Origin of the sequence: Thermoactinomyces vulgaris (assembly GCF_005886755.1) — a bacterium.
GTDB classification, from domain to species: domain Bacteria; phylum Bacillota; class Bacilli; order Thermoactinomycetales; family Thermoactinomycetaceae; genus Thermoactinomyces; species Thermoactinomyces vulgaris.
Window position 1 is genome coordinate 578,169 of record NZ_CP039710.1, and the last position, 24,615, is coordinate 602,783.

General features: G+C 46.4%; 22 protein-coding genes and 1 pseudogene. 11 read left to right on the forward strand and 12 right to left on the reverse strand.

Annotation, left to right across the window (positions count from 1 at the left end):
- Positions 1 to 13 precede the first annotated feature (13 nt).
- The 4 genes and pseudogenes from FA954_RS02970 to FA954_RS02985 all read left to right on the forward strand — a co-directional run bounded on the left by FA954_RS02970 (position 14) and on the right by FA954_RS02985 (position 3,852).
- Positions 14 to 898, forward strand: a complete 885-nt coding sequence (locus tag FA954_RS02970) for a diacylglycerol kinase (RefSeq protein WP_037993079.1) — start codon at positions 14 to 16, stop codon at positions 896 to 898.
- Positions 899 to 948: 50 nt separating this feature from the next.
- Complete coding sequence (rlmD, locus tag FA954_RS02975) at positions 949 to 2,331, forward strand: 23S rRNA (uracil(1939)-C(5))-methyltransferase RlmD (protein ID WP_138614848.1); 1,383 nt, start codon at positions 949 to 951, stop codon at positions 2,329 to 2,331.
- A 406-nt stretch (positions 2,332 to 2,737) separates the two neighbouring features.
- Positions 2,738 to 2,854, forward strand: a pseudogene (locus tag FA954_RS02980) (IS1595 family transposase); the annotation flags it as partial.
- Positions 2,855 to 2,967: 113 nt separating this feature from the next.
- Complete coding sequence (locus tag FA954_RS02985) at positions 2,968 to 3,852, forward strand: alpha/beta hydrolase (protein ID WP_037993075.1); 885 nt, start codon at positions 2,968 to 2,970, stop codon at positions 3,850 to 3,852.
- Positions 3,853 to 4,313: 461 nt separating this feature from the next.
- Here FA954_RS02985 and FA954_RS02990 read toward each other — a convergent pair whose 3' ends face one another.
- Complete coding sequence (locus FA954_RS02990; RefSeq protein ID WP_138614849.1) at positions 4,314 to 4,913, reverse strand: TetR/AcrR family transcriptional regulator; 600 nt, start codon at positions 4,911 to 4,913, stop codon at positions 4,314 to 4,316.
- A 156-nt stretch (positions 4,914 to 5,069) separates the two neighbouring features.
- Here FA954_RS02990 and FA954_RS02995 point away from each other — a divergent pair, with 156 nt between their 5' ends.
- Both FA954_RS02995 and FA954_RS03000 read left to right on the forward strand, forming a co-directional pair.
- Complete coding sequence (locus FA954_RS02995) at positions 5,070 to 6,485, forward strand: MDR family MFS transporter (RefSeq protein WP_062843277.1); 1,416 nt, start codon at positions 5,070 to 5,072, stop codon at positions 6,483 to 6,485.
- A 161-nt stretch (positions 6,486 to 6,646) separates the two neighbouring features.
- On the forward strand, positions 6,647 to 7,456 hold the full coding sequence (locus tag FA954_RS03000) for an alpha/beta fold hydrolase (protein WP_138614850.1): 810 nt from the start codon (positions 6,647 to 6,649) through the stop codon (positions 7,454 to 7,456).
- Positions 7,457 to 7,570: 114 nt separating this feature from the next.
- Here FA954_RS03000 and ahpF read toward each other — a convergent pair whose 3' ends face one another.
- A complete protein-coding gene (ahpF, locus tag FA954_RS03005; RefSeq protein WP_037993069.1) occupies positions 7,571 to 9,097 on the reverse strand; it encodes an alkyl hydroperoxide reductase subunit F in 1,527 nt (508 codons plus the stop codon).
- A 14-nt stretch (positions 9,098 to 9,111) separates the two neighbouring features.
- Positions 9,112 to 9,675, reverse strand: a complete 564-nt coding sequence (ahpC, locus tag FA954_RS03010; protein WP_037993068.1) for an alkyl hydroperoxide reductase subunit C — start codon at positions 9,673 to 9,675, stop codon at positions 9,112 to 9,114.
- A 369-nt stretch (positions 9,676 to 10,044) separates the two neighbouring features.
- On the opposite strand from ahpC, the gene FA954_RS03015 reads away from it, so the two are divergent.
- Positions 10,045 to 10,782, forward strand: a complete 738-nt coding sequence (locus tag FA954_RS03015) for a MerR family transcriptional regulator (RefSeq protein WP_062843278.1) — start codon at positions 10,045 to 10,047, stop codon at positions 10,780 to 10,782.
- A 124-nt stretch (positions 10,783 to 10,906) separates the two neighbouring features.
- On the opposite strand, the gene FA954_RS03020 is transcribed toward FA954_RS03015, so the two are convergent.
- Together FA954_RS03020 and FA954_RS03025 are read right to left on the reverse strand one after the other, a co-directional pair.
- A complete protein-coding gene (locus tag FA954_RS03020) occupies positions 10,907 to 11,770 on the reverse strand; it encodes an AraC family transcriptional regulator (RefSeq protein ID WP_138614851.1) in 864 nt (287 codons plus the stop codon).
- Positions 11,771 to 12,169: 399 nt separating this feature from the next.
- Positions 12,170 to 12,748 (reverse strand): TetR/AcrR family transcriptional regulator C-terminal domain-containing protein, encoded by a 579-nt coding sequence (locus FA954_RS03025; RefSeq protein ID WP_049720582.1) that lies wholly within the window; start codon positions 12,746 to 12,748, stop codon positions 12,170 to 12,172.
- Positions 12,749 to 12,947: 199 nt separating this feature from the next.
- Between FA954_RS03025 and FA954_RS03030 the strand changes: the two genes are divergently transcribed.
- Together FA954_RS03030 and FA954_RS03035 are read left to right on the forward strand one after the other, a co-directional pair.
- Positions 12,948 to 13,610: a class I SAM-dependent methyltransferase gene (locus FA954_RS03030; RefSeq protein WP_049720581.1), complete on the forward strand. Its 663-nt coding sequence runs from the start codon at positions 12,948 to 12,950 to the stop codon at positions 13,608 to 13,610.
- Between the two features lie 446 nt (positions 13,611 to 14,056).
- Complete coding sequence (locus FA954_RS03035) at positions 14,057 to 15,172, forward strand: acyltransferase family protein (protein ID WP_138614852.1); 1,116 nt, start codon at positions 14,057 to 14,059, stop codon at positions 15,170 to 15,172.
- Between the two features lie 252 nt (positions 15,173 to 15,424).
- On the opposite strand, the gene FA954_RS03040 is transcribed toward FA954_RS03035, so the two are convergent.
- From FA954_RS03040 to FA954_RS03070, 7 genes are all read right to left on the reverse strand, one after another.
- Positions 15,425 to 15,904, reverse strand: a complete 480-nt coding sequence (locus tag FA954_RS03040) for a hypothetical protein (RefSeq protein ID WP_037993052.1) — start codon at positions 15,902 to 15,904, stop codon at positions 15,425 to 15,427.
- Positions 15,905 to 16,041: 137 nt separating this feature from the next.
- Positions 16,042 to 16,518: an antitoxin YezG family protein gene (locus FA954_RS03045; RefSeq protein WP_138614853.1), complete on the reverse strand. Its 477-nt coding sequence runs from the start codon at positions 16,516 to 16,518 to the stop codon at positions 16,042 to 16,044.
- Positions 16,519 to 17,610, reverse strand: a complete 1,092-nt coding sequence (locus FA954_RS03050) for a DNA/RNA non-specific endonuclease (RefSeq protein ID WP_231564554.1) — start codon at positions 17,608 to 17,610, stop codon at positions 16,519 to 16,521.
- A gap of 363 nt (positions 17,611 to 17,973) precedes the next feature.
- A complete protein-coding gene (locus FA954_RS03055; protein WP_062843282.1) occupies positions 17,974 to 18,654 on the reverse strand; it encodes an NTP transferase domain-containing protein in 681 nt (226 codons plus the stop codon).
- Positions 18,651 to 19,640, reverse strand: coding sequence for a DMT family transporter (locus FA954_RS03060; RefSeq protein ID WP_138614854.1), 990 nt, complete (start codon positions 19,638 to 19,640; stop codon positions 18,651 to 18,653). Before FA954_RS03060 ends, FA954_RS03055 begins: the two co-directional genes overlap by 4 nt.
- On the reverse strand, positions 19,637 to 21,502 hold the full coding sequence (locus FA954_RS03065; RefSeq protein ID WP_037993045.1) for a phosphotransferase: 1,866 nt from the start codon (positions 21,500 to 21,502) through the stop codon (positions 19,637 to 19,639). Before FA954_RS03065 ends, FA954_RS03060 begins: the two co-directional genes overlap by 4 nt.
- Positions 21,503 to 21,793: 291 nt before the next feature.
- Positions 21,794 to 22,633, reverse strand: coding sequence for a LicD family protein (locus FA954_RS03070; RefSeq protein ID WP_052186596.1), 840 nt, complete (start codon positions 22,631 to 22,633; stop codon positions 21,794 to 21,796).
- A 125-nt stretch (positions 22,634 to 22,758) separates the two neighbouring features.
- On the opposite strand from FA954_RS03070, the gene FA954_RS03075 reads away from it, so the two are divergent.
- Both FA954_RS03075 and FA954_RS03080 read left to right on the forward strand, forming a co-directional pair.
- Positions 22,759 to 23,049, forward strand: coding sequence for an AbrB/MazE/SpoVT family DNA-binding domain-containing protein (locus FA954_RS03075; protein WP_244932709.1), 291 nt, complete (start codon positions 22,759 to 22,761; stop codon positions 23,047 to 23,049).
- Positions 23,050 to 23,220: 171 nt separating this feature from the next.
- A complete protein-coding gene (locus FA954_RS03080) occupies positions 23,221 to 24,474 on the forward strand; it encodes an alkaline phosphatase (protein ID WP_037993042.1) in 1,254 nt (417 codons plus the stop codon).
- Positions 24,475 to 24,615: the final 141 nt, after the last annotated feature.

Here is a 24,615-nt window from a genome sequence, read left to right on the forward strand (position 1 = left end):
AGGAGCTGGCTCTATGAAACGGGCACGACTGATATATAATCCCACAGCCGGAAGGGAAATGATAGCCAGGAAGTTGCCGCAGTTGATCGCGGTATTGGAACAGGCCGGATATGAAACCTCCTGCCATGCCACCACGGGACGGGGTTATGCCACCCGGGAAGCCCGCATTGCCGCAAAACGGGGAGAGGACGTGGTGATTGCCGCCGGCGGGGACGGGACGATTCATGAAGTGGTCAACGGGTTGGCGGAGTTTCCAAACCCTCCCGCACTCGGCATTTTGCCCGGAGGAACCACAAATGATCTGGCCCGGGCTTTAAAACTTCCCCGGGATTTGGAAGAAGCTTGCAAAGTAATTGCCAAAGGAAACACCGTCGATGTGGATGTCGGTGTGTTTGGAGATAAATATTTCATCAATGTGGCGGCAGCCGGCCGGTTGACGGAAGTCACCTATGAGGCGCCCAGCCGTTTAAAGTCCATGGTGGGGCCGTTGGCTTATTACGCCAAAGCGATTGAAAAGCTGGGGAGCCTTCATCATCCTTTCCCGGTCGAGCTTCAAACGCCCCGTGGGAAATGGAAGTCGGAAATCTGGCTGATCATCATTGCCAACAGCGTCTCTGTCGGGGGATTTGAACGGCTCGCTCCCGAAGCCAGTCTGAATGACGGTTTGTTTGATGTGCTCATCATTCCCAAAGCCAATATCCCCGACTTGTTGCACTTGGCTGCCCTGGCCCGTAAAGGGGAACATATCCGGGATTCGAGAATCATTTATTTCCAAACGGATGAGCTCGAGATCAACACCCCGATTTCCCTGAAATTAAATTTGGACGGGGAGTGGGGAGGGGAGCTTTCCGGTAAGGTGAAAATGCTGCCGCGCCACTTGCAGATCTTTTGTCCATAGTCGCCGTTCATCCGGGTTGATGAACGTTTTTTTATGAAGGAGTTGTTCGGATGAAGAAAGCAAATCCGCCGGTAAAAACAGGCGATGTGATTGAAATGGAAATCACCGGCTTGTCCCATGACGGAGCCGGTGTCGGGAAATACCAGGGATTCACCATCTTTGTTCCGCAAACGGTTCCGGATGAGAAAGTCCGCGTCCGCGTTCAAGTGGTGAAAAAAACATACGGGAAGGGCGAGGCGATCCAAGTGTTGAAAAGCCATCCCCGCCGGACGGAGCCCCCTTGCCCGATTTACCATGAATGCGGGGGATGCCAGATCCAACATTTGCAATATCCTGCCCAACTGGAGTATAAACGGCAACAGGTGGCGGATCATTTTGAGCGGATCGGCGGCATGCAGGTGCCGGTTCTCCCCGTGTTGGGCATGGAAGACCCATGGCGGTACCGCAATAAAGCCCAGGTTCCTTTGGGATGGGAGGACGGGAAAGTGAAAGCCGGTTTTTATGCGGCCGGATCGCACCGGATCGTGGATATGGAGGCCTGCCTCATCCAGCATGAAGCCAATGATCAAGCTGTCCGGAAAGTCAAAGAACTGGCCCGGGAACTGAAAACCCCCGTTTATGACGAAACCAAACACCAGGGATGCTTGCGGCATGTGATGGTTCGCACCGGTTTTCACACCGGGGAAATGATGATTGTGCTGGTGACGAACGGCAAAAAACTGCCGCATCGTGACAAATGGGTGGAGGCGTTGCGAAAAGAGTTTCCCGCGCTCAAGTCATTGATCCAAAACATCAATTCCAAACGGACCAATGTGGTCTTGGGTCCGGAAAATGAAGTGTTGTGGGGCCGGGATTTCATTTACGACCGGATCGGGGAAGTGACCTTTGCCATTTCGCCGCATTCCTTTTTCCAGGTCAATCCCGTGCAGACCCAAGTGCTGTATGATCAAGTGGCCCGGTATGCCGGCCTGACCGGCCATGAAGTCGTGATCGATGCTTATTGCGGAATCGGAACCATTGCCTTGTACCTGGCGCAAAACGCCAAGCGGGTGTACGGGGTGGAGATTGTCCCCGCCGCTGTCCGGGATGCAAAAAGAAATGCGAAAATTAACGGCATGGATCATGTCACGTTTGAAACGGGAGCCGCGGAAGAAGTGTTGCCCCGATGGTACAAAGAAGGGATCCGCCCGGATGTCGTGGTGGTCGATCCGCCGCGAAAAGGCTGTGACCGGGTGCTGCTCGATACCCTCGTTTCCATGCAGCCTGAGCGGCTCGTCTATGTTTCCTGCAATTCATCCACGTTGGCCCGTGATGCAAAATACCTCGCAGAATGCGGGTACCGGGTGCAGGAAGTGCAACCGGTGGACATGTTTCCGCAGACCGGGCACATAGAAAATGTTGCCATGTTTAAATTAGAAAATTATCTAAAATAAAAAGATCTGAAGAAATAGGCCTTAACCTGTCCTTGGGGGGGTCTATTTCTTTTAATATAGTGTCATTAGAGCAATAATTTCATTGACTCAAGCCGTAAATATCTTTTTATATTTGATAATTTGCCATATACCCATTACAAATTACAATAACTGTGCCTCCAGAAGGAGTCGAAACGGTCTGACTTTGTTCAGGGAGTTTCTGCTTTTGGCAGCGACTCAAAAAAATACATTCGTATTTTTCTGCGGTGTCATGCTCCGTAGCATATTCAAAGTCCTGCGGGAACAACACGATCCTAAAGACCTGAGCAAACGCGCTTGCGCGTTAACCTATACCCTTTGACAAAGGGTCGATATTTATATTAAAATTAAGAATATAAAGTTTATTTATTATATATTTTTTTAAGGGAATAAAATGAATTCATATGTTAAGTTTTCAAATATAAACGGAAATAAATTAGTACAGTTGAAAACAGGAAAGAGCAAGAATGGCATTTATAATATCCAGTATATTAACAACTACCACAGATTACATTGAGGTCTGAAAAATGCAGTCAAATTCCAAGAGGCCAGCAATTCGTTCGTCTCATGGATTCAGATAAATCAGAATTTATTGAATGATATTGAAAGGAGGTAATTATGGGAAATTCATTTCAGCGGGAAGATGTTGACTTTTATTCCAAGGGAACAAGATGCAGTGCATGGTTGTATTTACCAGCAAGCGATAAAAAATGCCCCATAATTGTAATGGCTCACGGATTGGGTGGAACTCGTGAAATGCGTTTATATGAATACGCTGAAAGATTTGCAGAAGCAGGATACGCTTGCTTTTTATTTGACTATCGTAACTTTGGGGCAAGTGACGGCAATAAAAGACAACTGATAAATGTAAAAATGCAGCTCGAAGATTGGAATAATGCCATCGAATATGTCAAAAAAGACAATCGCATTGACGGAGAGAATCTTTTGCTCTTTGGCACTTCATTCAGCGGTGGGCATGTAATATGGCTGTCGGCACACAGAAATGATATTAAAGCAACAGTAGCACAATGTCCATATACGGATACCATGGCCACAGTAAAAATGGTATCCCTGCCTTATATCCTGAAAAAAGTACCTTTTGTTATTGCTGACTTATTATCCTGTATAAGAGGATATCATCCCGTCATGCTGAAACTCTCCACATACAAGGGAGAAAATGCGTTTATGGAAGCCGATGAGGAAACCACAAAGAGATTTATTGGAGATGCAGAATTTAGAAATGAAGCACCAGCAAGAACATTACTTGAATTTGTCAAGTATTCTCCCGGCAAATATTTCAGTAAAATCAACAATCCGATTTATGTTGCGGTTTGTTCAAAAGATTCATTGGCTCCTGCAGAAAAAACCATACAACTTGCAGGAAACACGAAATACTCAACTTGTAAACAGTATGATTGCGGACACTTTGATATTTATTTAAATCCGTATTTTGAAGAAGCTATCAATGATTATATCAACTTTTATAATGAGATATTATTGTAAAACAAGACAGATCTGATTTTCGTATATGTCAGAACTAAGTTAAATGCACAAATCCCGGTTTGTAGAGGAAATAACGTCTCCTTTACAATTACACAAAAGATCAACCATATTTAGTAACAGAGCCTTTTTATTTTACATACTTTTCAAATCTCCATTGAGCTAAGGTATCATAAATTTCTTTTGTTTCTTTTATTGGTTCACCTCCACAATCGGATCCGTAACATAAAAGGTATTGAAAAGAAGTGATAATGCACCACTTCATCTCATTTTTTATAATTTGTCTGCCGTCAACACTCGAGATACGTGGAGTGCGTGGCATGGATGAAAAAAGATTGACAGAAAGACATTGGATCCGGATTTGATATAAAAGCACTGATCATTTCCGGATCTTTTTCTGTACCAATCCGGAGGGAATTTAGGGTGGACAAGAAAACAGAATTCTTGCCCGCGAGCGGGAGTCGTCAAGCAAGATAAACCGGAAGCAATATTTCGTCCACCAGCCGTTCCAACCGTTTGGTATTAATTCCATCTTTGCGCAAAATATTTTCAATCCGGATCAGGTCAAAAGGCAAGGTCAGTGTCTCGTCGCTGACCTCCTTTATTTTTTCTCCCCGTTTTTTGGCGAATCCGAGCAGTTTCCGCATGACCTGGATGTTTTTATTGGTTGCGTTGATTTCAAGTTCAGCCGCGATTTCTTTGTTTTGCCCCATTTCAAATAAAATCGCATTCATGATTTCACGCTCGCACCGGTCATAAATGCTTTGGTAGAGGGTGAGCAACTGCAATAAGTCCCCGCGCAAACTTCCGGTGTCCTCAATTTTATCGATCAAAGCCCCGTCGAGTGCGTCGATTGCTTTATATGCTACGATGTCACGGATCAACTCCAAGGGAGTTTTCCAACGGCGGTACAAGACCGAACGGCTGGTTTTGGCGGCCTGCGCGATTTGCTGAAAGGTCAGGTTGCTGTAGCCGACTTTTTTGATTAACTGAATCGTGGCTTCATAAATGCTTTCGGTCAGCGTGTCTCCTCTTCTGCGCGTATTCTTGTTTGGATCTTTCATTTCTTCACCTTCTTTCGGGAAACCTTAATCCCGGACCAAATTTTTCTAAAACATTATACCATATTGTTTTTGGAAATAAGGTACATATTGAATCTTATGGCGGCAGTGTGTATACTGATTAAAGTACAATGTGTATCCTAATAAGGTGGTGAGATGATGGAAAAAGATAAATTGCCCAAAGGATTGCTCAGCATTGCGTGGATTTTGGTACTTGGCGCACTGCCGCCGATGTTGGACTCCACGATCGTGAATATTGCGGTGAATGATTTGGCAAAAGTGTTTTCAGCCTCCTTCGTGGTTACGCAATGGGTTGTGACCGGATATGTTCTTGCGTTGGGGATGGCCGTCCCCTTCTCCGGATGGCTGATGCAAAAATATGACGGCAAGAAGGTGTATATGTACGCATTGGGACTGTTTTTGATCAGCTCTCTCCTTTCCGGATTTGCTTGGAACATTGAGAGTCTGATTGCATTTCGTGTGTTGCAGGGGATCGCTTCCGGGATCATCATTCCAACGCTGACGACCTTGGTTGCACAAGCTGCCGGCGGCGAAAACATCGGGCGTCTCATGTCTGTTGTCGGAATTCCGGTTGTTTTTGGCCCGATTGCCGGACCGGTGATCGGAGGGTTGATTTTGCAACACTCCGAGTGGCCGTGGTTGTTCTTTGTAAACCTTCCGGTCGGAGCCGTTGCACTCATCATTGCGCAATGGAAGCTTCCAAAATTTGAACCGGTGAATCGATCGGCAAAACTGGACTGGGCCGGTATTTTTTTGTTGGCGCTGTTATCGGGTATGTTTATCTATGGCATCACGGAGATCCGGGCGGAAAGCAAGCATGCAGCCACGGGCATTCTGGCTTTGGGGATGGCCGCTCTGTCGCTGATTTCCTACCTGTTTTATGCATGGAAGCAAAAAAGCGAAGCATTGATTCCGCTGGATCTGTTCCAATCCAAAAATTTCAGTGCCGTGTTCTTTTCCCTGTTCCTGGCCGGTTTTGCCACCAACGGACCCATGCTTCTCTTCCCGATGTTTTTTCAAAATGTACTTGGCCTGGATGTGATCACATCGGCACTGTGGCTGGTTCCCCAAGGCTTGGGGATGCTGGTGGCACGGCCGTTGATTGGCAACTTGACGGATAAGATCGGAGCCCGGTATGTTGTATTGCCTTCGATTGCCATCACCATCATCGGGACATTCCCATTTATATTTTTTGATGTTGCCACGGCGCAGTGGATCATCTGGATTGTACTCTTCATACGCGGAATCGGCGTTGGAGGGATCACGGTCCCGGTGATGAGCGATGCTTATGTGGGACTGGAAAGGTCGCAGATGCCGGCAGCCAGCGTAGCCACTCGCATCATCCAAAACGTCGGGGCGGCTTCCGGTTCCGCTGTTTTGGCAACCGTGGTGAGCCATGTCCTCGGGGGAGCTGCGGCAGCCAACTTGGCCGGAGCTTATCACTCCGGTTTTGTGACAAGCTTGATTTTCATGGGGATCAGCATCCTGCCGGCATTGTTTTTGACTGACAAACTGAAAAACCGGATACAAGGACCTCAGGTGCAAAATCAATAAGGAGATGAATTTGAAGCGAATTCAAGGAAGATCTTGTGAAGCCCGAGGTGGATTTGTCACTTCGGGCATTATTTTGGAAAAAGGCCGGCGGGGTGGGTTCCGGCATATTGAAACGCCTTCATGAATAGAATGACCTGACATATTCATGAAGGAGGAAAGCCATGGGTTACTATGTGAAGGCAAATCATATCAATATATATGTCGAAGATTTAAGGCCCGAATGCCAAAAGGCCATTTTGTTTTTGCACGGTTGGCCCGGCAATCATCATCTGTTTGAATACCAGTTCAACCGGCTTCCCAAATACGGGTATCGCTGTATCGGTATGGATATCCGGGGCTTTGGCAAGTCAGACAAACCGTTTTCCGGCTATGATTATGATACGTTGGCCGATGATGTGAGAGAGGTGGTGGAGGCGCTGGGGTTGTGTGATTTTACATTGGTCGGGCACTCCACCGGCGGTGCCATTGCGGCCAGGTATATGGGACGGCATCAGGGTTACGGGGTGTCGAAGCTGGTTTTGGTCGCAGCCGCTGCCCCCAGTTTGGTCCGGCGAACCGATTTTCCATACGGGGTTGAGAAAGAAACCATATTGCAGATCATCAAGGACACTTACCGGGACCGTCCCCGGATGCTTCGGGATTTCGGGGACCGCTTTTTTTACCAACATACATCGCAAGCATTTTCCGACTGGTTTTTCCAATTGGGGTTGGAGGCGGCGGGATGGGCCACGGCCGCCGTTGCAAAAACCTGGATCCGGGAAGTGTTGTTTGCCGATCTGGAAGTGATCCGGGTGCCGGTTTTAATCATTCACGGCATTCATGACCAAGTGGTTCCGTTTGAGCTGGGAGAAATCCAACAAAGGATGATCCGGAATGCCAGGTTGGTCCCGTTTCAATTTTCCGGACACGGATCTTTTTATGATGAGAAGGAAGAATTTAATCATCAATTGGCCAGATTTATCGGCGACTGAGCAAACCGCCGGACAATCCTGTCACCCGGGGCTTCAAGCAAGGAGCCCTTTTTTGTTTTTTGCACAAAAAAAGTTGCCCCGCTGATGATCAGCAGGGCAACCGGGATAAAACCCTTAATTGCGGATCAGATAGTCAAATGCTCCCAATGCGGCGGTTGCACCGGAGCCCATGGAAATGATGATTTGTTTGTAGGCACTGTTGGTACAATCCCCTGCGGCAAAGATGCCCGGAACATTGGTGGCACCTTTGGAATCGACGATGATTTGGCCGCGATCCATTTCGACCGTGCCTTCCAACCATTCGGTATTCGGCACGAGACCGATTTGGACAAAGACACCTTGCAGTTTGATGTGATGTTCTTCACCAGTCTCACGATCGATATATTTGATTCCGTCCACTTTATCTGTGCCAGTGATTTCCTTGGTTTGGGCATTGGTAATCACGGTGACGTTGGGAAGGCTGTTCAGGCGTTTTTGCAGAACTTCGTCTGCTTTTAGTTCAGGCATAAATTCGAGGACGGTGACATGATTGGCGATCCCTGCCAGGTCGATGGCCGACTCGATGCCGGAATTTCCTCCGCCGATGACGGCCACGTCTTTTCCGGCGAATAACGGTGCGTCACAGTGTGTGCAGTTTGCCACACCTTTGTTCCGGAATTTATCTTCTCCGGGAACACCGACATTACGCCAACGGGCACCCGTTGCAATAATGACGGTTTTGCTTTTTAACACGGCACCGTTTTCCAGGAAGATGTCAATCATGTCGTCTTTCTTTTCGATCCGTTTAACCGTTTGTGAATCCATCACATCGACAGGGTAATCCCTGACATGCGCTTCCAGTTGGGAAGCCAGTTTTTCCCCGTCGGTTTGTTTGACGGAGATGAAGTTTTCAATGGTGGTGGTGTCCAAAATTTGGCCGCCAAACCGGTCGGCAATGATACCTGTGCGAACCCCTTTACGCGCCGCATAAATGGCCGCCGTTGCGCCGGCAGGCCCTCCGCCGATGACGAGGACATCGAACGGATCTTTTTTATTGAATTCCGACGGGTCGGATTCGCTTCCAAGTTTTTTGAGAATGTCGCCGATCGTCATCCGTCCGCTTTCGAAAAATTCGCCATTCAGGTAAACCGTGGGCACAGCCAGGATGTCTTTGCTTTCCACTTCTTCCTGATAGGCTTTTCCTTCGATCATGGTGTGTTTGATACCCGGATTCAAAACACTCATCATGTTCAAAGCCTGCACCACATCCGGGCAGTTGGTGCAACTCAGGCTGACATATGTTTCGAAGTGGTATTCGCCATCCAGATTTTTAATTTGGTCAATAATGCTTTGCTCCACTTTGGGCGGTCTGCCGCTGACTTGCAACAGAGCCAGCACAAAGGAAGAAAACTCGTGACCCAGAGGAATACCTGCAAAGACAATTCCTGAATCTTCTCCAACACGGTCCACGCTAAAGCTGGGCGTGCGCTCCAATGTGGTTTTTTCCACTTTGATTTTGGGGGACATGCCCGCAACTTCATCCACGAAGGCGAGCATGTCTTGGGATACTTTATCGGAGCCGGCGCTCACTTTAAGAACGATATCGTTTTCCAATAGTTGGAGATATTGTTCCAGTTGTGTTTTTATTTCTGCATCCAGCATGTATATCGCTCTCCTCAGATTTTTCCAACCAGGTCAAGGCTCGGCTTAAGGGTTTCTTCTCCTTCTTTCCATTTTGCCGGGCAAACTTCGCCAGGATGGTTGCGTACGTATTGAGCTGCTTTGATTTTGTCCACGATGGTGCTTGCATCGCGTCCGATGCCGTCAGCGTTGATTTCGACAGCTTGGATCACGCCGTCCGGATCGATGATGAAGGTACCGCGGTCAGCCACACCTTCTTCTTCTCTCAATACATCGAACATGTTGATCAGCACATGAGCCGGGTCGCCGATCATGGTGTAGGTGATTTTGCTGATCGCTTCGGAATGATCATGCCATGCTTTGTGCACGAAGTGGGTGTCAGCGGAAACGGAGAATACTTCCGTGTCCAGTTTTTTCAGGGTTTCATATTGATCTTGCAAGTCTTCAAGCTCGGTCGGGCAAACAAAAGTAAAGTCTGCCGGGTAGAAGCAAACAACGCTCCAATGACCTTTGAAATCTTCTTCCGTCACTTCGACGAACTCACCATTTCTGTAAGCTTGCAATTTGAAAGGTTCAACTTTTTTACCGATTAAAGACATGGCTTGTTTCCTCCTGTTTTTAAGATATATGAAGCGCTTCGTGGGGATTGAAGGCTCGCTTCTTTAATTAATTCCTATTTAATAATAATTATAATTTATCTTGTTGTCAACGTTTAAGTAACTGAACCATTGAAACGGCTCCCGGCGCCGCCACATAAGCGGTTTTCCAGGTTCCATCCTCTTCCGGATGCAGGGCGGAGCTTCGGTTCCCCGTTGGTTGAAGCGTCTCCATTTTCATCTTTTATTTATTATTATCATAACTCATCATGAATAGTAATCATGCGCTTTTGATGAATAAAAAAATGCGGAATTTCTCTTGACCCTGACCTTGGGTAAGACTTTAGAGTGGATGGCGGGAGGTGAAGCGATGTGTCCTATACCGTGCAGGAAGTGGCGAAACTCTCCGGTGTGACCGTGAAGACGTTGCACCATTATCACAAAATCGGACTTTTGTTGCCAAAGAGGGTGGACGACAACGGATACCGTTATTATGGCGATCAGGAATTAAAACGGTTGCAGCAAATTTTATTTTATCGCGAGTTGGATTTTCCGTTGAAGAAAATCAAAGACTTGCTGGACCAGCAAACGGACCGGCTGAGCTGTTTGTTGGAACAGCATTCCCTCTTAAAAGAAAAAGAGCAGAGACTGGCCGGCATTTTGCGGACGTTGGAGGAAACCATCCGGCACGAAAAGGAGGAAATTCCGATGAGAAAGGATAAGATGTTTTCCGGGTTGAATGAAACCGAATGGAAAGAAGCGATGAAAGAGCAGAATGAGTATTTGCAAAAAAACTACGGCTACGAAATTGATTCAAGTGAAATCCATGCTGACGCGATGAATGAAAAGGCGAATGAAGCGGTTGAATTTATGTCGTTTATGGCCTCCGCCTTGAGAAACGGCATCGGTGTCAACGACAAGCGGGTACGGGATGCGATTGAAAAACACATCCGGTTCCTTCAAAAAGACATGGACATGGATGCAAAGGGTTTTTTGGCCCAAACCCGGTTTTTTATGATGGATGATTTTCACCGGAAGCAAATGGAATCGCAACAGACCGGCTTGAGTTATTATCTCTTCTGTGCGGCAGAGAATTATGCGTCGAATTAAACAATCCGACCGGGACCGCCGTCAAGATCCAATGCGAAAACGAGTGACAAAATATAGATCAGGTGATATATAAACATCTGCAAAAAAAGGGTTTTCCGTCCCTTGGCCGGAAAACCCTTATGTTTTACGTTCGTTTTTTGACCGGAATCCAAATCTCGCTGTAAGCATGGTCTTTTTGGTTTTGATCCCGTTTGGAAAAGGAAAAAGCAGGGGCATTGATGAGTTCATAATTGGAAGAGGGGAGCCATTCGGAATACACTTTGGCCATGGTTTCCTGCAGTGTGGAAGGGAAGGGACCTTCATTGGGGAAGACGGCCCAAGTGCATGCAGGCACCGTCACCTTTTCCAACCGGTCACTCACCTGATTTTTCGTCGTCAAAACCCCGATCATATGCGTTAATTCTCCTTCTTCTTTTAAGAAGTCAGCATCCGCTTCATAAGAAGCATTGACGACTTCATAAGGCTCGATGTTTTGAAGTGCATGCATTTCTTCTTTTTGCTCATCCGTGATGCTTTCTGCCAGTTTGACAATGTCTTGGTTGATTCCTTTGAATTGCATGGGAACCCGTTTCTTGACACCGACCAGATGAAAAGCCGGTTTGTTTTCGATCCGAAACTTCATGGAATGGCCTCCTTTGACTGTAATGACAAATGAAAGTTTGGGAAAAGATTGGCTGACGCCGTTCTTGATGACATCCGAGGGCAAATGACCGCTCCATTTTTTGAAAGCCCGGGTAAAGCCGTCGAGGGTATAACCGTATTTCAAAGCCACATCGGTCACGGTTTCTCCTTGCAACAGGTCCATGCCGGCTTCCGATAATCTTCGGTTTTTTATATATTCACTCAGAGGAAAGCCGGTAAGATAAAAAAATATCTTCCGAAAGTGGTAGTCCGAAACCCCGGCATATTCCGAAATCGATTCCAGAGTGAGTTCATCGGTCAAATGATCCTCAATATAGTTGATCACGTCATTCAATTCTTTTAACACATGGTTTCCCCCCTTCGGCATCGACATCATAACAAAACGCCATGCATTGCCGCTCGACTTTATTCATCCAAAAAAGATCGGATCATCAATCGGTATCTCATTGTCCGTTGTATACGTTTTCGATTGTTTTTAAAACCGATGGTGTGATGTCGGTCAAAGGGAGTTGTCATTGAGGAAGTTACAATGGAAATCAGCACCATGAAAAAGGGGAGGAGGAAGGAAACTGATCCAAAGATATATTGGCTGTTTTATGATAAAGGGTTTTCCGTCCCTTGGCCGGAAAACCCTTATTACGTTCGTTTTTTGACCGGAATCCAAATCCCGCTGTAAGCATGGTCTTTTGTTGGGAGTATTGCAGAGTTGATCATTGCCAGAAGGGGCAACCGGCATCCCTCATATTTACTTCACATGTAACAATCCTGTCAGTAACACGTTTAACCCGTACAGGAACTGCCGTTCAAAGTCCGGATCAAATGCATATTGCTTGCCAAAAAGCATTTCAAACTGCTTAAGTTCCTCTGAAGAAAGCTGCTTTGCCCGGATTTCATCGGCGACAAACGATAATATGTAATTATTGATGAGATTGGCTGCAGTCATACAATTTTTGTCAGATACCCCGAGCTTGGTCAGGGCAGATAAAACAAATTTGATGGCTTTGATTCTGCTCGGTGTCTTGGGGACAGATTGCGCAAAAATATCGACCGCATCCCGGGTATGAAGCAAAACCCTCCTGAATTCCAAAGCGATGGCTGTTAATGCTTCTTCAGGATGATCGACCGATTCGGGAAAAGATACATCCCGGGTGATGTGTTCTGCAATCAAATCATATAATTCCTGTTTATTTTTGATATGCCAGTACAAGGAAGCCGCCTTGATGTTTAACTCCTTTGCAAGTGCCCGCATTGTCAAATTCCCTATGCCATCCCGGTTTAAAAGATCCAGCGATGCTTGGATAATGGCTTCTTTGGTTATGGTCATCCAATCACTCCAAGAGAATATTTTCGAAACATTGACACTAACGGTGTTAGATTGTATACTGGCAGTATAAGCAGACTAACAATGTTAGGTGATTGCATTATAACCTGTTGCAACCGGATTATCAATACACCCAAGGCAGAGGAGCTTTGCACCGGTGACTGGCAGATTGATTTCCGGTTGAAAAAGGATGGTGAAAAACATGATCAAGAACAGGAGAAAAAAGAAAGATGTCGGGATCTATGGTTTGGCGGCCAAATGGTATGACCGAAACACGCGTAAGAACCGGCTTGCGGAAATGCGGGAATATGCCAATGAAGTGGCATCGCATGTCGGCGAAAATGCAAAGATCTTGGAAGTCGCCCCCGGCCCGGGTTATTTGGCCATCGAGCTTGCCTTAAGAGGTTTTCATGTAACGGGTGTTGAGATCAGCCCCGATTTTGTGAAGATTGAAAAAGAAAATGCAAAGAAAGCCGGTGTATTTGTTGATTTTAAAGAAGGAAATGCATCCAGTTTGCCTTGTGACGACAATTTTTTCGATTTTGTTGTATGCAGTGCGGCATTCAAAAACTTCAAGGAGCCCTTAAAAGCATTGAATGAAATGCACAGAGTGCTGAAACCGGGCGGAACTGCACTGATCATTGACATGAATCACGAGGCCACCGCAGAAGATATAGAGAATGAAATCAAGAAGACAGGCATGAAAGGATTTGACAAATATTTTGTAAAATTCGCATTTAGAACTTTCCTGAGGGAAGGCGCATACACCAAAGAAGGGTTTGAGGAATTAATCAACGAATCGTGTTTTGAAAATTACAAGATTAAAAAAGAAGGCATCAGTTTGTATGTCTATCTTTATAAGTAAATGAAACGGGTTGCTCTGGCGAATGCTGATTCACAAAATAAATGATTGTATCTGAAAAGTGGAAACGCCGATTCCATGCGCTCCGTTAAATTGCCTTGCCAATTCAGGGGATAAAAGCTGGCCTGATTGGCGTTTTTTTGTCTTCCATTTCACCATTCACCTCATTCAACTTCTCTCTGAATCCATCCTTGATGAAGATGTCCGCATGTCTTATCCTCACATCAAGAATCCGGCACCACTTTGCAACGGAAATCATGGATATGATCGCCGCAATTGAAGACAAGAGGATGCTCCCATTGACAAAAACAATGCTCCAAAGTATAATTTGTAATACAAGTAATACTAATTATACCAAACGTACCGAAGAAAAATATCTTGGATGAAGGAAAAGATCAAAGCGAAAGTACATCTGTCCGGTTACCACCGGTTCCAAAGGGGAAAGCATAATGACAAGTGTAAAGTCGGATGTCCATAAGGTTGGCAGAGTCCATTATTTGGACAATATCCGTTGGGCAACCGTGATTTTGGTCTTGATTTATCACGTGTTTTATCTGTTCAACACGGTCGGCGTGCCTTTTCCGGTTGCAGATGATGCCGGGGTACGCGCGTTTGATACGTTTTCTTATATCGTTTATCCGTGGTTTATGGTCATCCTTTTTTTAATCGCCGGGATCAGTGCCAGGTATGCGCTCTACAAGCGGACCCACCGGGAATTTTTAAAAGACAAAGTGAACAAGCTTTTGGTTCCGTCCACCCTGGGGTTGTTTGTCTTTCACTGGATCTCCGGGTACTTGAATATCAAGTGGGGAGGCGGGCTCGATTCCATTCCGGTTTGGATGCGTTATCCCGTTTTTGCCATGGCCGGAACCGGCCCTTTGTGGTTTATCCAAATGCTGTTTTTATTTTCAGTCTTCTTGGTGTTGATCCGCAAAATGGATAAAAACGATAAAATCTGGGCCTTTTGCGGGAAAATCAACATCGTCATGATCCTGTCGCTCGTTTTTGTCATCTGGGGGGCGGCACAGGTTTTGAATCCGCCTTTGATCACAACGTACCGGTTTGGGATCTATGGTGCCGCTTATCTGATCGGTTACTTTGTTTTTTCCCATGATGAGGTTCAAAACGCCGTCGAAAAGATCCGGATTCCCATGTTGTTTGCGGCCGTCATTCTGGGAGTGGCCTTTACCGTCTGTTACTTTGGGGAAAGTTTCGTCTCCACAAAGTGCCTGACAAGCTTTTTGACCAACTGTTATCTGTGGGCCGCCATCCTTGCGATCCTCGGCTGTGGCAAAGCCTGGTTTAATAAAACATCCGCTTTTGCATCCTATATGACCCGATCCAGCTTCGGTTTTTATGTGGTGCATTACTTGGTCGTTCAAGTGGTTTGTTTCTATGTTTACCATTTCAGTCCCTTGCCGAAGGTCCTGAATTACTTTTTGGCCTTGGCCATCGAACTGCCCGGCACGTTTCTCCTCTATGAGGGATTGCGGAGAATTCCTGTCATCCGCTATCTTGTGCTCGGGATGAAGAGGAAAAAAGTAAAACAACCGGCTCCCGTTTGATTCGAGGAGCCGGCTTCTTTTTTTAGATATGCTTCCAAAATGTTTCCTGTCCCTCTGATTTTCCGGATGAACCCGAAACAAAGTCAAATTAGTCCAAGGTTCCTGGTCATGTTCTCTGGAGGTACAAACTCTTTTCAAATAGTTGGTTGCCTGATTTCATCAAACTCCGTATCGCTGATATGAAATTTTTCGGGAAGTTAAAATAAAAAAGAAAACCGGTTTCCATTCTACAATAGAAACCGGTTTTTCGTGTTATTCAACCGAAAAGTCAATCCATTTTTCTGTTAACAAGTCATAGACATCGCCATTGGTATAGCCAAGATAATAAGGGAGTTTTGATTTCTTTCCGCCGGCTTGGACAAAACACTCTTGAAAAAACTGAAGTAAATATTCTTTTACATAATCATCCATTTCTTCCACGAGTTCTTCATCTTCTTCCAGCTTTTCGAATTCCTCTGGTGGAAGCACATGCTCCATTTTTTCATAAGCATAAAATCCAAAGGAACCTACTTTCGGGTCTTCTCCATGGGCATCCATGTTGAGTTGTCTTCCAAATCCGTTCATGGGTGTGATCGTTGCACCAAAAATTCCTCTGTCACCTCTGATTTCCAACAAGATAAGGGTGGTATCCGGATGAAACGGATATTGTAATAAATACCGAAAATGCTGAATGACATTTTCTTTTTCTAAATTAATTCCTTCTTGGAGGAGTGATTTGATTTTACGATCCATTCGAATTCGCTCCCGTAATGCCAGTCTGTTAAAATTCGTTAAATAATCATGCCGGCCTCATTGCCAATGGGGGGCCGGTGGAAAATGCAGTGCTTTAAGCAATGATAACGTTATGGAGAAAGATACTGTAAACATTTTTATATATCCTCTTTTTTCTGTTTTAGATATTCATCTATAAAAGATCTGTCCCTCTGATTTTCTGGTACAATTCCAAGATATTGATATCTCCAAAAGATTCTGCGTTTTCGCGGGCTCGCATGAGAGAGATCTTCATAGTCGAAATGGATTTTTAATTTTCCGGATGAATCCAAGAACAAAGTCAGGTTGGTCCAAGGCTCTTGGTTATGTTCTCTGAAGGTTTCCCACAACTTCACAAACTCTTCGAATAATTGGTGCTTAATTTCATCAAACTCCGTATCGCTGATATGAAATTTTTCGGGAATATCCAAAAAGTAAACAGGGGATGAATGATTTACAGGGTAGTAGTAAAAGTAAACATAACTAAATCCTTCACTCACTTCCGCATACAAATAAACTTTTTCCCATTCTTCGGGAATCATTTCAACAATGGTTTCTCCAATCTGCTGATATATTTTTCCTAATTGAGCTTCCATTTATTTACCTCCTGGTCTATTTTTAAACTCAATTTCAACCCAAGGATCATCACCAATTTTATATTTTATTTTAAAGTAATCTGGTCGATTTGAATTGCCAATGTATTTAGGATTTATTTTGACCTTAACTTCATTATTATGAAGTAATTCTTCTTTCCATTCGTTCTCCAACTTTTTCCATTCACCTCTGTTCAGATTAGAGTTCATCGGGACCAGGTTATCAATTTCACCAGATCCTTTGAAAATAGTCGCTATTAAATGGCCGCCATCGTCATCTGGCAACCTGTCATCACCACCCACGGTCCTTTGAGCATAATTATTCCTTTTTCCTTTGCCTAATTTTAAGGATGCTTCAATGTCTATGATTCTTCCGTTTGCATCGGTTATATATTTATAGCCTTCATTTGAAGTGTATTCAATGTTTGCTTTTAAAGCTTTTTTGCCATTTCTTTTGGTGAAGTGCTCTCCATATTTTTCACATTTAATTGGAGAAGCCAGTGCTATGGATGCCAAATAACTGTTTGATTGATATCGATAAGAAAAACAATCTGCGACTTGTTTTGCTGCGATTTCAACAGTTTCTGATTTTTTGAATGCGGTGGTTACTTTATCGATGATTGGGTCCAACTTGGGAACGATGAATGATCCTAATCCGACCAGTGCTGCGCCGCCTATTCCCGATAAGACTGCATTTTTCCAATTGATTTTTCGCCCGTGCAAAATATCGTCTGCGACGCTTGTACCGGCGCCTTCTACTGCTCCGATGACTCCACCTTTGGTAAACATGTTTTGCAGAGGTGCCGGCAATTTGGAAACCAGTTTTTGTCCTCCGCGCAGAACAGGTCCCAAGACTTTGGAATTCTTGGCACCCATGATCAGTTTTTGCCCGATGCCACTGGCCAAGCCCCGGGAAGCTCCTGCCGTGATGCCTCCTCCGATCAATCCCAAGAGGCCGCCAATGGCTGCTTCCAAGAAGGTCATTTTGTTAATTTCCCAACCATTCAGGGCCATACTGATCACAAATGACAAAGCCATACCACTGAGTACGGCAATCCCTAACGGTGTGGCAAAGATGCACAAGACAATGCCCAAAATCAAGACGCCGGCAAACGCTATGTATTCCTTAAATTTGACGATCCAGTCCCACACTGCAGACAGTGTATCGATTACGACTTCTGCTATTTTGGAGCAAATTTCAGTAAACCAATCCCAAAAGGAAAAATTGCATGACATGGTTATATTGGAAAGGGTTAAGAGGAAGGAACGGAGGTGGGGGATCCTCCGGGGTGGCAGTGCCAAAGGGGAGAATAAAACAAATGAAAATGGTGTTTTGGGGGTGGGGGGATAAGCCGGTGAAAAGATGGGTACGGGATTTCCCTGCTCCGGGCGGAAGAAATCTGCATCCGTAAGGTTTTTATCGGGGAATGTCAGGGTCTCGGGTTGAATCCGGCTTTTTTACAACCCTTCCCTTTGCAGACGCTTTAAGTCTTCCAGGCTGTCGATTTCATGGGTGTCCCAAGCATCGATTTCTTGCAAACGGACATTCAAATCCCGGATGTTTTCTTTGACGATATGATCCCAGTATTTGTTTTGGAAATCTCCGTTTGCGACGGTTTCTTCCAGTTTTTTGACCAGTTTCCGGCCGTCTGTTTCGCTCCAATAGGAGACGCCGCACAGGATGTAATCATTTCCTTGTTCCTCGATGGTGATGTTTTGGATCCGGTTTTGCGAATCCGTGTGAAGGACCCATTCGTTGACAAACGGTTTTTTGGCGCTGAAGTATAACGAGGTGGACGGCTTGTCCAAAAGAAAATTGCGGCGCAGATAGTTGTCGGCGTCAATGACATAAGCGCCGGGCAAGTATTCCCGGGCCAGGTACATGGAATAGAGGTTGTTGTACCGGTCATAGTGCGGGTTGCGGATCAGCGTGACGGCAAATTTCTTCTTTAAATAAGTAAATTTTTCGTGCAGGTATCCTGTCACCACCGCGATATCCCGGACACCGGTTTCCCTTAAAAAACGGATTTGCCTTTCCAACAGCGGTTCATCGTTTACGGTGATGAGGGATTTCGGGGTGGTCAGCGTGAGCGGGCGAAGCCGGGTCCCCATTCCTGCTGCCAGCAAAATGGCTTTCATCGTTTCACCTCCTTCATGGTCCGGTTCCGGAATTTTTTCAAAAAGTGCGTGAGATTCAGTTCATCTTTTTCAGCCACCGTCAGCACGGAACCCAGGATGATCATGAGGCTGTAACCAATCATTTTTAAAGAGAGAGGTTCACCGAAAAACAGAAAGCCGAAGAAGATGGCCCAGCCGGAATAAGAGATGTTCAGTCCCATGGCCTTGGCGGGACCGATGGCCCGGATGGCTTTGTAATAAAACAGGTAGGAGACCGATCCGGCCAAAGCAACGAGAGCGAGAAAGAACAGTTCCTTTTTGGTCATGACTCCGGCGGCAAAGTGCCAACCGCCAAAGAACGGAAGAATGACGGAACAGTAGGTGACCGTTGAAACCAGTTGGCGCAGCAGGATGGATTGCTCCGGGGAAATTTGTACTTTTTTCATTCCATAAGCGACCAGGACGCATTCCAATCCCCAGCAGATAATGCACAGCAGGACATACAAGAATCCGAGCCGGGATGGAACGGAAGCATCCTCTGATCCCGAGGAGCCGAGCAGGATGATGAACAAAATGCTGATGCAAAGCCCAAACCAGTTTTTGGGGCGCAGACGGTCTTTCAAAAGCAGAAAAGAGAAGAAGGCCCCGACGGCCGGATAAACCGCGGAGAACGAAGCGGCATAGGAGGAACCGAGGTGGTGGATGGAAAGCACATAAAAGGTCATTCCGAGCGGACCGCCAAGGATCGAGCCCAGAATGACAAACCGTCCGCCGTCCGTTTTGATGTTTGCAAGTGCTTTCTTCAGTTCCCCCTTCAGGGATAAGTATCCGGTGATCCACAAGCCCGATGTCGCGTCATGCAAAAAAGTCCCCACCAGCGGGGCGAGGAACAATGCCTGCCCGGAGGAGACAAACAGATCGCGGGAGAGGATCGCCCCGATGAATACCGTGTCCAACGCCCACATGATCCCCGACAAGAGTCCGTAAGCTGCACCGGCCCGTTTCATGCCGACACCTTCTTTGACAAGAAGAACTCAATGTTGGCAATGGCCCGGTTGTAGCGCATGATGCCGTAATCCCCGAAGTTGTCCCCTTTGGCTTCTTTGTAGATGGTCCACAAACTCCAGATGTAATCTTGGAAAATTTTGTGCATCAGCATGCGCATCCGGATTTTTTCGGTGATCTCTCCGGAGAAATAATAGGACAAGAAGAGATCTTCTTCCCGTCGGGTCAGGGAAGATTCCAGCGAGTAGGCAGCCAAATCCCAGACGGGATCATTCAACCCGGCATATTCCCAGTCGATCAGGTAAAGCCGGTTGTCCCCGCTTTTGATGAAGTTGTCCGGCAAGGTGTCATTATGGCACGGGACGAGCGGAACCTGCATGGCGTCAAACATCAATTTGATCTTCAACACTTCTTCTTTCAATTTGCGGAAGTTCGGATAAAAATAACCTCCGTTCACCTCGTCGACCAGCCGCTCATACTTGGTTTTGACCTGTCCGATGTCAAATTTGTTTTTCATCGGTGCGTTGGAGGTGTGGAGCTTTTTCAAAAGGTTGGCCACCAGCCGCATGTTTTCTTCGCGCCGGGCCATTTTGGGAGTGAGCGTTTCCGCATCCGGAATCATCTCAGAAATTTTCACGCCGTTTTTTTCATCAAAGTAGAGGGTTTTGGCGTTAATTCCGAGATCGCCGGCCAGCATGGCGTTTTCCTTTTCGAGGTGGCGGTCGATCATTTGGTCTGTCCCGGCGCCCGGAATGCGAAGAACATATTCCTTTCCTCCGACCACGCTGATTTTGTAGTTTTTGTTCGTCATGCCTCCCAACGGGACAGCCCCGGTGATGTCATCCTCCGGAATTCCGATGGCGGATGAAACCGTATCTTTTAATTGATGGATGAAATAGGTTTCTTCTTTCCGCTTCAATCGCGGGTGCACCAAATTCAAAATGCGGATATAATGCTCCTTCGTGTCGATGTCGGACCAGATCAAATCATTGATTTTCAAATAACCGATTTTGTACTGGCGGGAAACATCCAACAGCAGGTATTCATAATCGAGATAGGGATTCTGGTTGTTTTTGTATTCTTCCAGCATCAGTTGATAGACATCATACGAGATTTTGTTGATGCCCACCATTTCGCCGTCAATCCGGTTCAATTGGTGAAGATCTTTGGAAATTTTGAAGATACTCTGGTTGCGGAGTTCCACATAGGCCTCGTTGCCTTGCCCGCTTTCGGTTGCAATCAGCATGCAGTCGCGTTGTTCATTGTGAATCAGCTGCTTGAAGGCTTGTTCCTCCGCCAGAATATCGTGGTCGAGAACGATGAAATCCCCGGAAACGGCATATTTGGCACAAGCCAGGGAGGACATCGACCCGGTCCATTGGTAACGCGGGTTATCCACGAACACGATTCCTTCTTGATCAGTTAACGATTGGAAGGCTTCCTTTTGGTATCCGGTGACGATGATGATTTTTTCGATTCCGTGCTTTCTCAAAATGTCAATGTTGCGTTGTAACAGCGTGGTGCCGTTCAGCGGCAAGAGACTTACCGGAAGATTGAATTCATCGTTTTCGCCGGCGGCCAAAATGACGGCTTCTTTCACTTTGGTTGTTTTCCCGCCGTGAAGATCCACTTTTTTGTTTTGGTAAGAAGCATACCGGTTTTTCAAAAGGCGGATGCCTTCTTTGGTGAGGTAGTATTGGGTGCTGCGTCCATGTTTCCGTGTGTCGATCAGGCCTTTTTCCATCAAATCGCGGATCAGGTAATTGACTTTGCCGGAGGAAAAATGGCAGAGTTGCCCGATCGATTTTTGATTCACCTGCACATGTTTGTTGATGATTTCAAGCACTTTGAGTTGATCTTCCATGGACATCCCTCCTGCTGGATGGTGTGATGAATCGGTTGTGGCGGAGTGTGGCAGACCGGGGTGAAAACGTATGGACAAGATGAATCGAGAAACATATTCAATTTTTGAATGTATTTATTTTAACATAACTCTCTTTTTTTGAGAAATTAATGTGGCGTGAAATGGGAGATTTCCAGAGAGCGGCTGTTAAAAGGATTTTATTCAGAGTTCATAAAGCGTGAAAAAAAGAGGGAAGCTTTCGTCGGTGAAAGCCATCCCTCTTTTTTGGTCAAAAAATGAATGAATCAACCCTCATAATTGTAATTCGGTGAAGGTGTGTTTGGGCTTTTGCTTTTCTTCGGGAGGCAATTCCATGTAATGATCCCCGTAAAGCGTCCGCAAATAGCGGTCACGGTCTTTGATTGCCAGGAAAGAGTGCCCCTCGAACCGGATTTCTTCGAGGTCTTGAAAAATCCTGACGGGCAAAATCATGGATTCTTTAATCTCGGTTGGAACCAAGATGGAATTGTCTCCGTAAGTATATTCAAATTTTGAATGGTGATTGTATTTGGTTTTGATGCGGGTTTCCCATTGATTGAGCCGGTGGACGCCCAGCGCCTTGCCAAGCGGCCGGAGCAAGCGGCTTGCGATTTTTCTCATGCGGCTGTGGCTTTTCTTTTGGAATTTCAGTGTGACCGAATATCGGGTGAAGTAGATGAAAGTGAGACAGATCCGGTCGAGTGTGCGGAGAATCCGGCTGTCGGGGATGCGGTCGATGGGGAAGATATCGATAAAAACACCCCGTTTGATATCCGATTGGGAGGTAGTGTGCTCGACAAGGCGGGTGCGCGTGTCCACAATTTTGATAAAGTTGTGCGGATAATCGCGGTCAGTTTCATAGTGTTGGATGAACAAATAATCCGGCAAGTGTTTTTGGCCTTCTTTCCAAAAGCGTTCGTAATCTTCCCGGAGCATCGCCACATCCGCGTCGTCATCCCATGGGATAAACCCGCCGTGACGGACGGCCCCCAACAGGGTTCCGGAAGAAAGGGTATAGGAGAGGCCCATTTTTCTGGCCGCTTTGTCAAATTCCAGCAAAATCTCCAGTTGTTTTTTCTGCAGTTGTCGGATTGTTTCTGGTGAGAGTTTCACTTGCAACCACCTCAACCCTAAATTGTAGCACAGAACTCCGTTTTTGGGATTCGGGCGGAAGGGTGAAAGGGTTCCGGTTTTGAAAAACGGGAAGAGTTTATTAAGATAATATTGAGGTTCAATGAATGGAAACAAAGTCAATGGTTGATCGTTTGGGATCGGTTTATGATAAAGACAAGGAGGAATCTATGAATCAGAAGAAGAAAGGACCGGTTGGCAAATACGCCGGAACCGCAAAGGTCGGAACCAAAGGCCAGATCGTGATCCCCAAGGAGATCCGGGATATGTTTGACATTCAACCGGGCGAAACCCTGCTTTTGTTTGCGGATGTTGAAAGAGGGATTGCTGTCATGAAATCCGACGCATTGGAAGATGTGTTTGAGACGGTTCCGCAGTGGCCGAAAAAAGATGAGTGAAAGTCTGATGCAGGCACCTCAAAAACGAGGTGCTTTTTTGTTTTGAATGGTAAATTTACCGTCATTTAAAAAGGAATTCGTCTTATTTATATATAAATATTTTAGAATATAAATGAATTTTTTGGATAGTGTGTAAACGTAAAACGACTTCTTTGGAAAGGATGATTTACCATGAACAAACGCGGTTGGTTTGGGGCGGCTTTGGCGGTGGTTGTCGCGGTTTCTGCCGTCTCCTTTTCCAAAGTCTGGGCCGGACAGGAGGAAGTGGCAAGAAAGCAGAAGCCGCAGCCGAAGAATGTCATATTGATGGTCGGAGATGGGATGGGCAGGGCCCAACGGGATGCCATCCGGCTGTCCAGTGTCGGTTTGCACGGTAAAACGGCCATGGATGACATGCCGTATACAGGCTTTGTACACACCAATTCCGCAGACCCCGTAGAGTTTGTAACCGACTCGGCCGCAGCGGCGACGGCGATGGCCACCGGCGTGAAGACCTACAATGGAGCCATCGGTGTCGACCTGGATCAAAAGCCGGTGGAAACAGTGTTGGAAACATCCAAAAAACGGGGGAAAGCGACGGGGCTGGTCACCACCGCCCAAGTCACGGATGCAACCCCGGCGGCATTTGGTTCCCATGTGAAAGACCGGGAGGACCAGAGCAAAATCGCCCGGCAGTTTTTGGAGAAAAGCCGTCCTGACGTGATCTTGGGCGGAGGAGAAGATTACTGGTATCCGAAAGGGAACCCCGGCCGTCATCCGGATCATCCGGCGGAAGACCCCTCTGAAGAAAGCAAAGGAACCGAAGGAAATCTGGTGGAACGGGCCAAAGATCTGGGATACCAGTATGTCGCGAACCGGGAAGAGTTGCAAAAAGCAAACGGTTCCAAAATTCTCGGCTTGTTTGCCAACGAAGAGATGTTCCAATATGATACCGAGGCCGGGGATCGCTATGATCCGTCGGTGTCTTTGACCGAGATGGCGGACAAAGCCCTTCAAACGCTGTCCAAAAACAAAAACGGATTTTTCCTGCTGGTGGAAGAAGAAGGGATTGACGCCATGTGCCATGTGAACAACGCCGAACTGGCCATCAAAGCCGGTAAGGAGTTTGACAAAGCGGTGGCGCATGTCAAAGAATTTGCCAAAAAACGCGGGGATACCCTGGTCATTGTCGTCGGTGACCATGAAACCGGCGGATTTACGATTGAAGGATTGGATGACTCCGACGAGTCGGGGGACGGCGTGTCTGCTGAAGACGGGCCTTTCCCGGTAGCCGGTTCCGATCAGCAGTTTATGGTGGATTGGACAACCGGGGGACATTCGGCGGTAAGCATTCCTTTAACCGCCATGGGACCGGGAGCCGAGTTGTTGCAGGGGGCTTATGAGAACACCCGCATCCATGATGTGATTGTGCAGTTGATGAAATAAGAAACAATAGCTCGGAAGCGCCTTCCGTCCGGGAGGCGCTTTGGTTTTTGACAAGAAAAAACAGGGTATTATAAAATCGTTTTGACTGAATGGTCAGGAAAGAAACCGGTTTGAACGGTTCAGACAGCAAAGAGTGGTGAT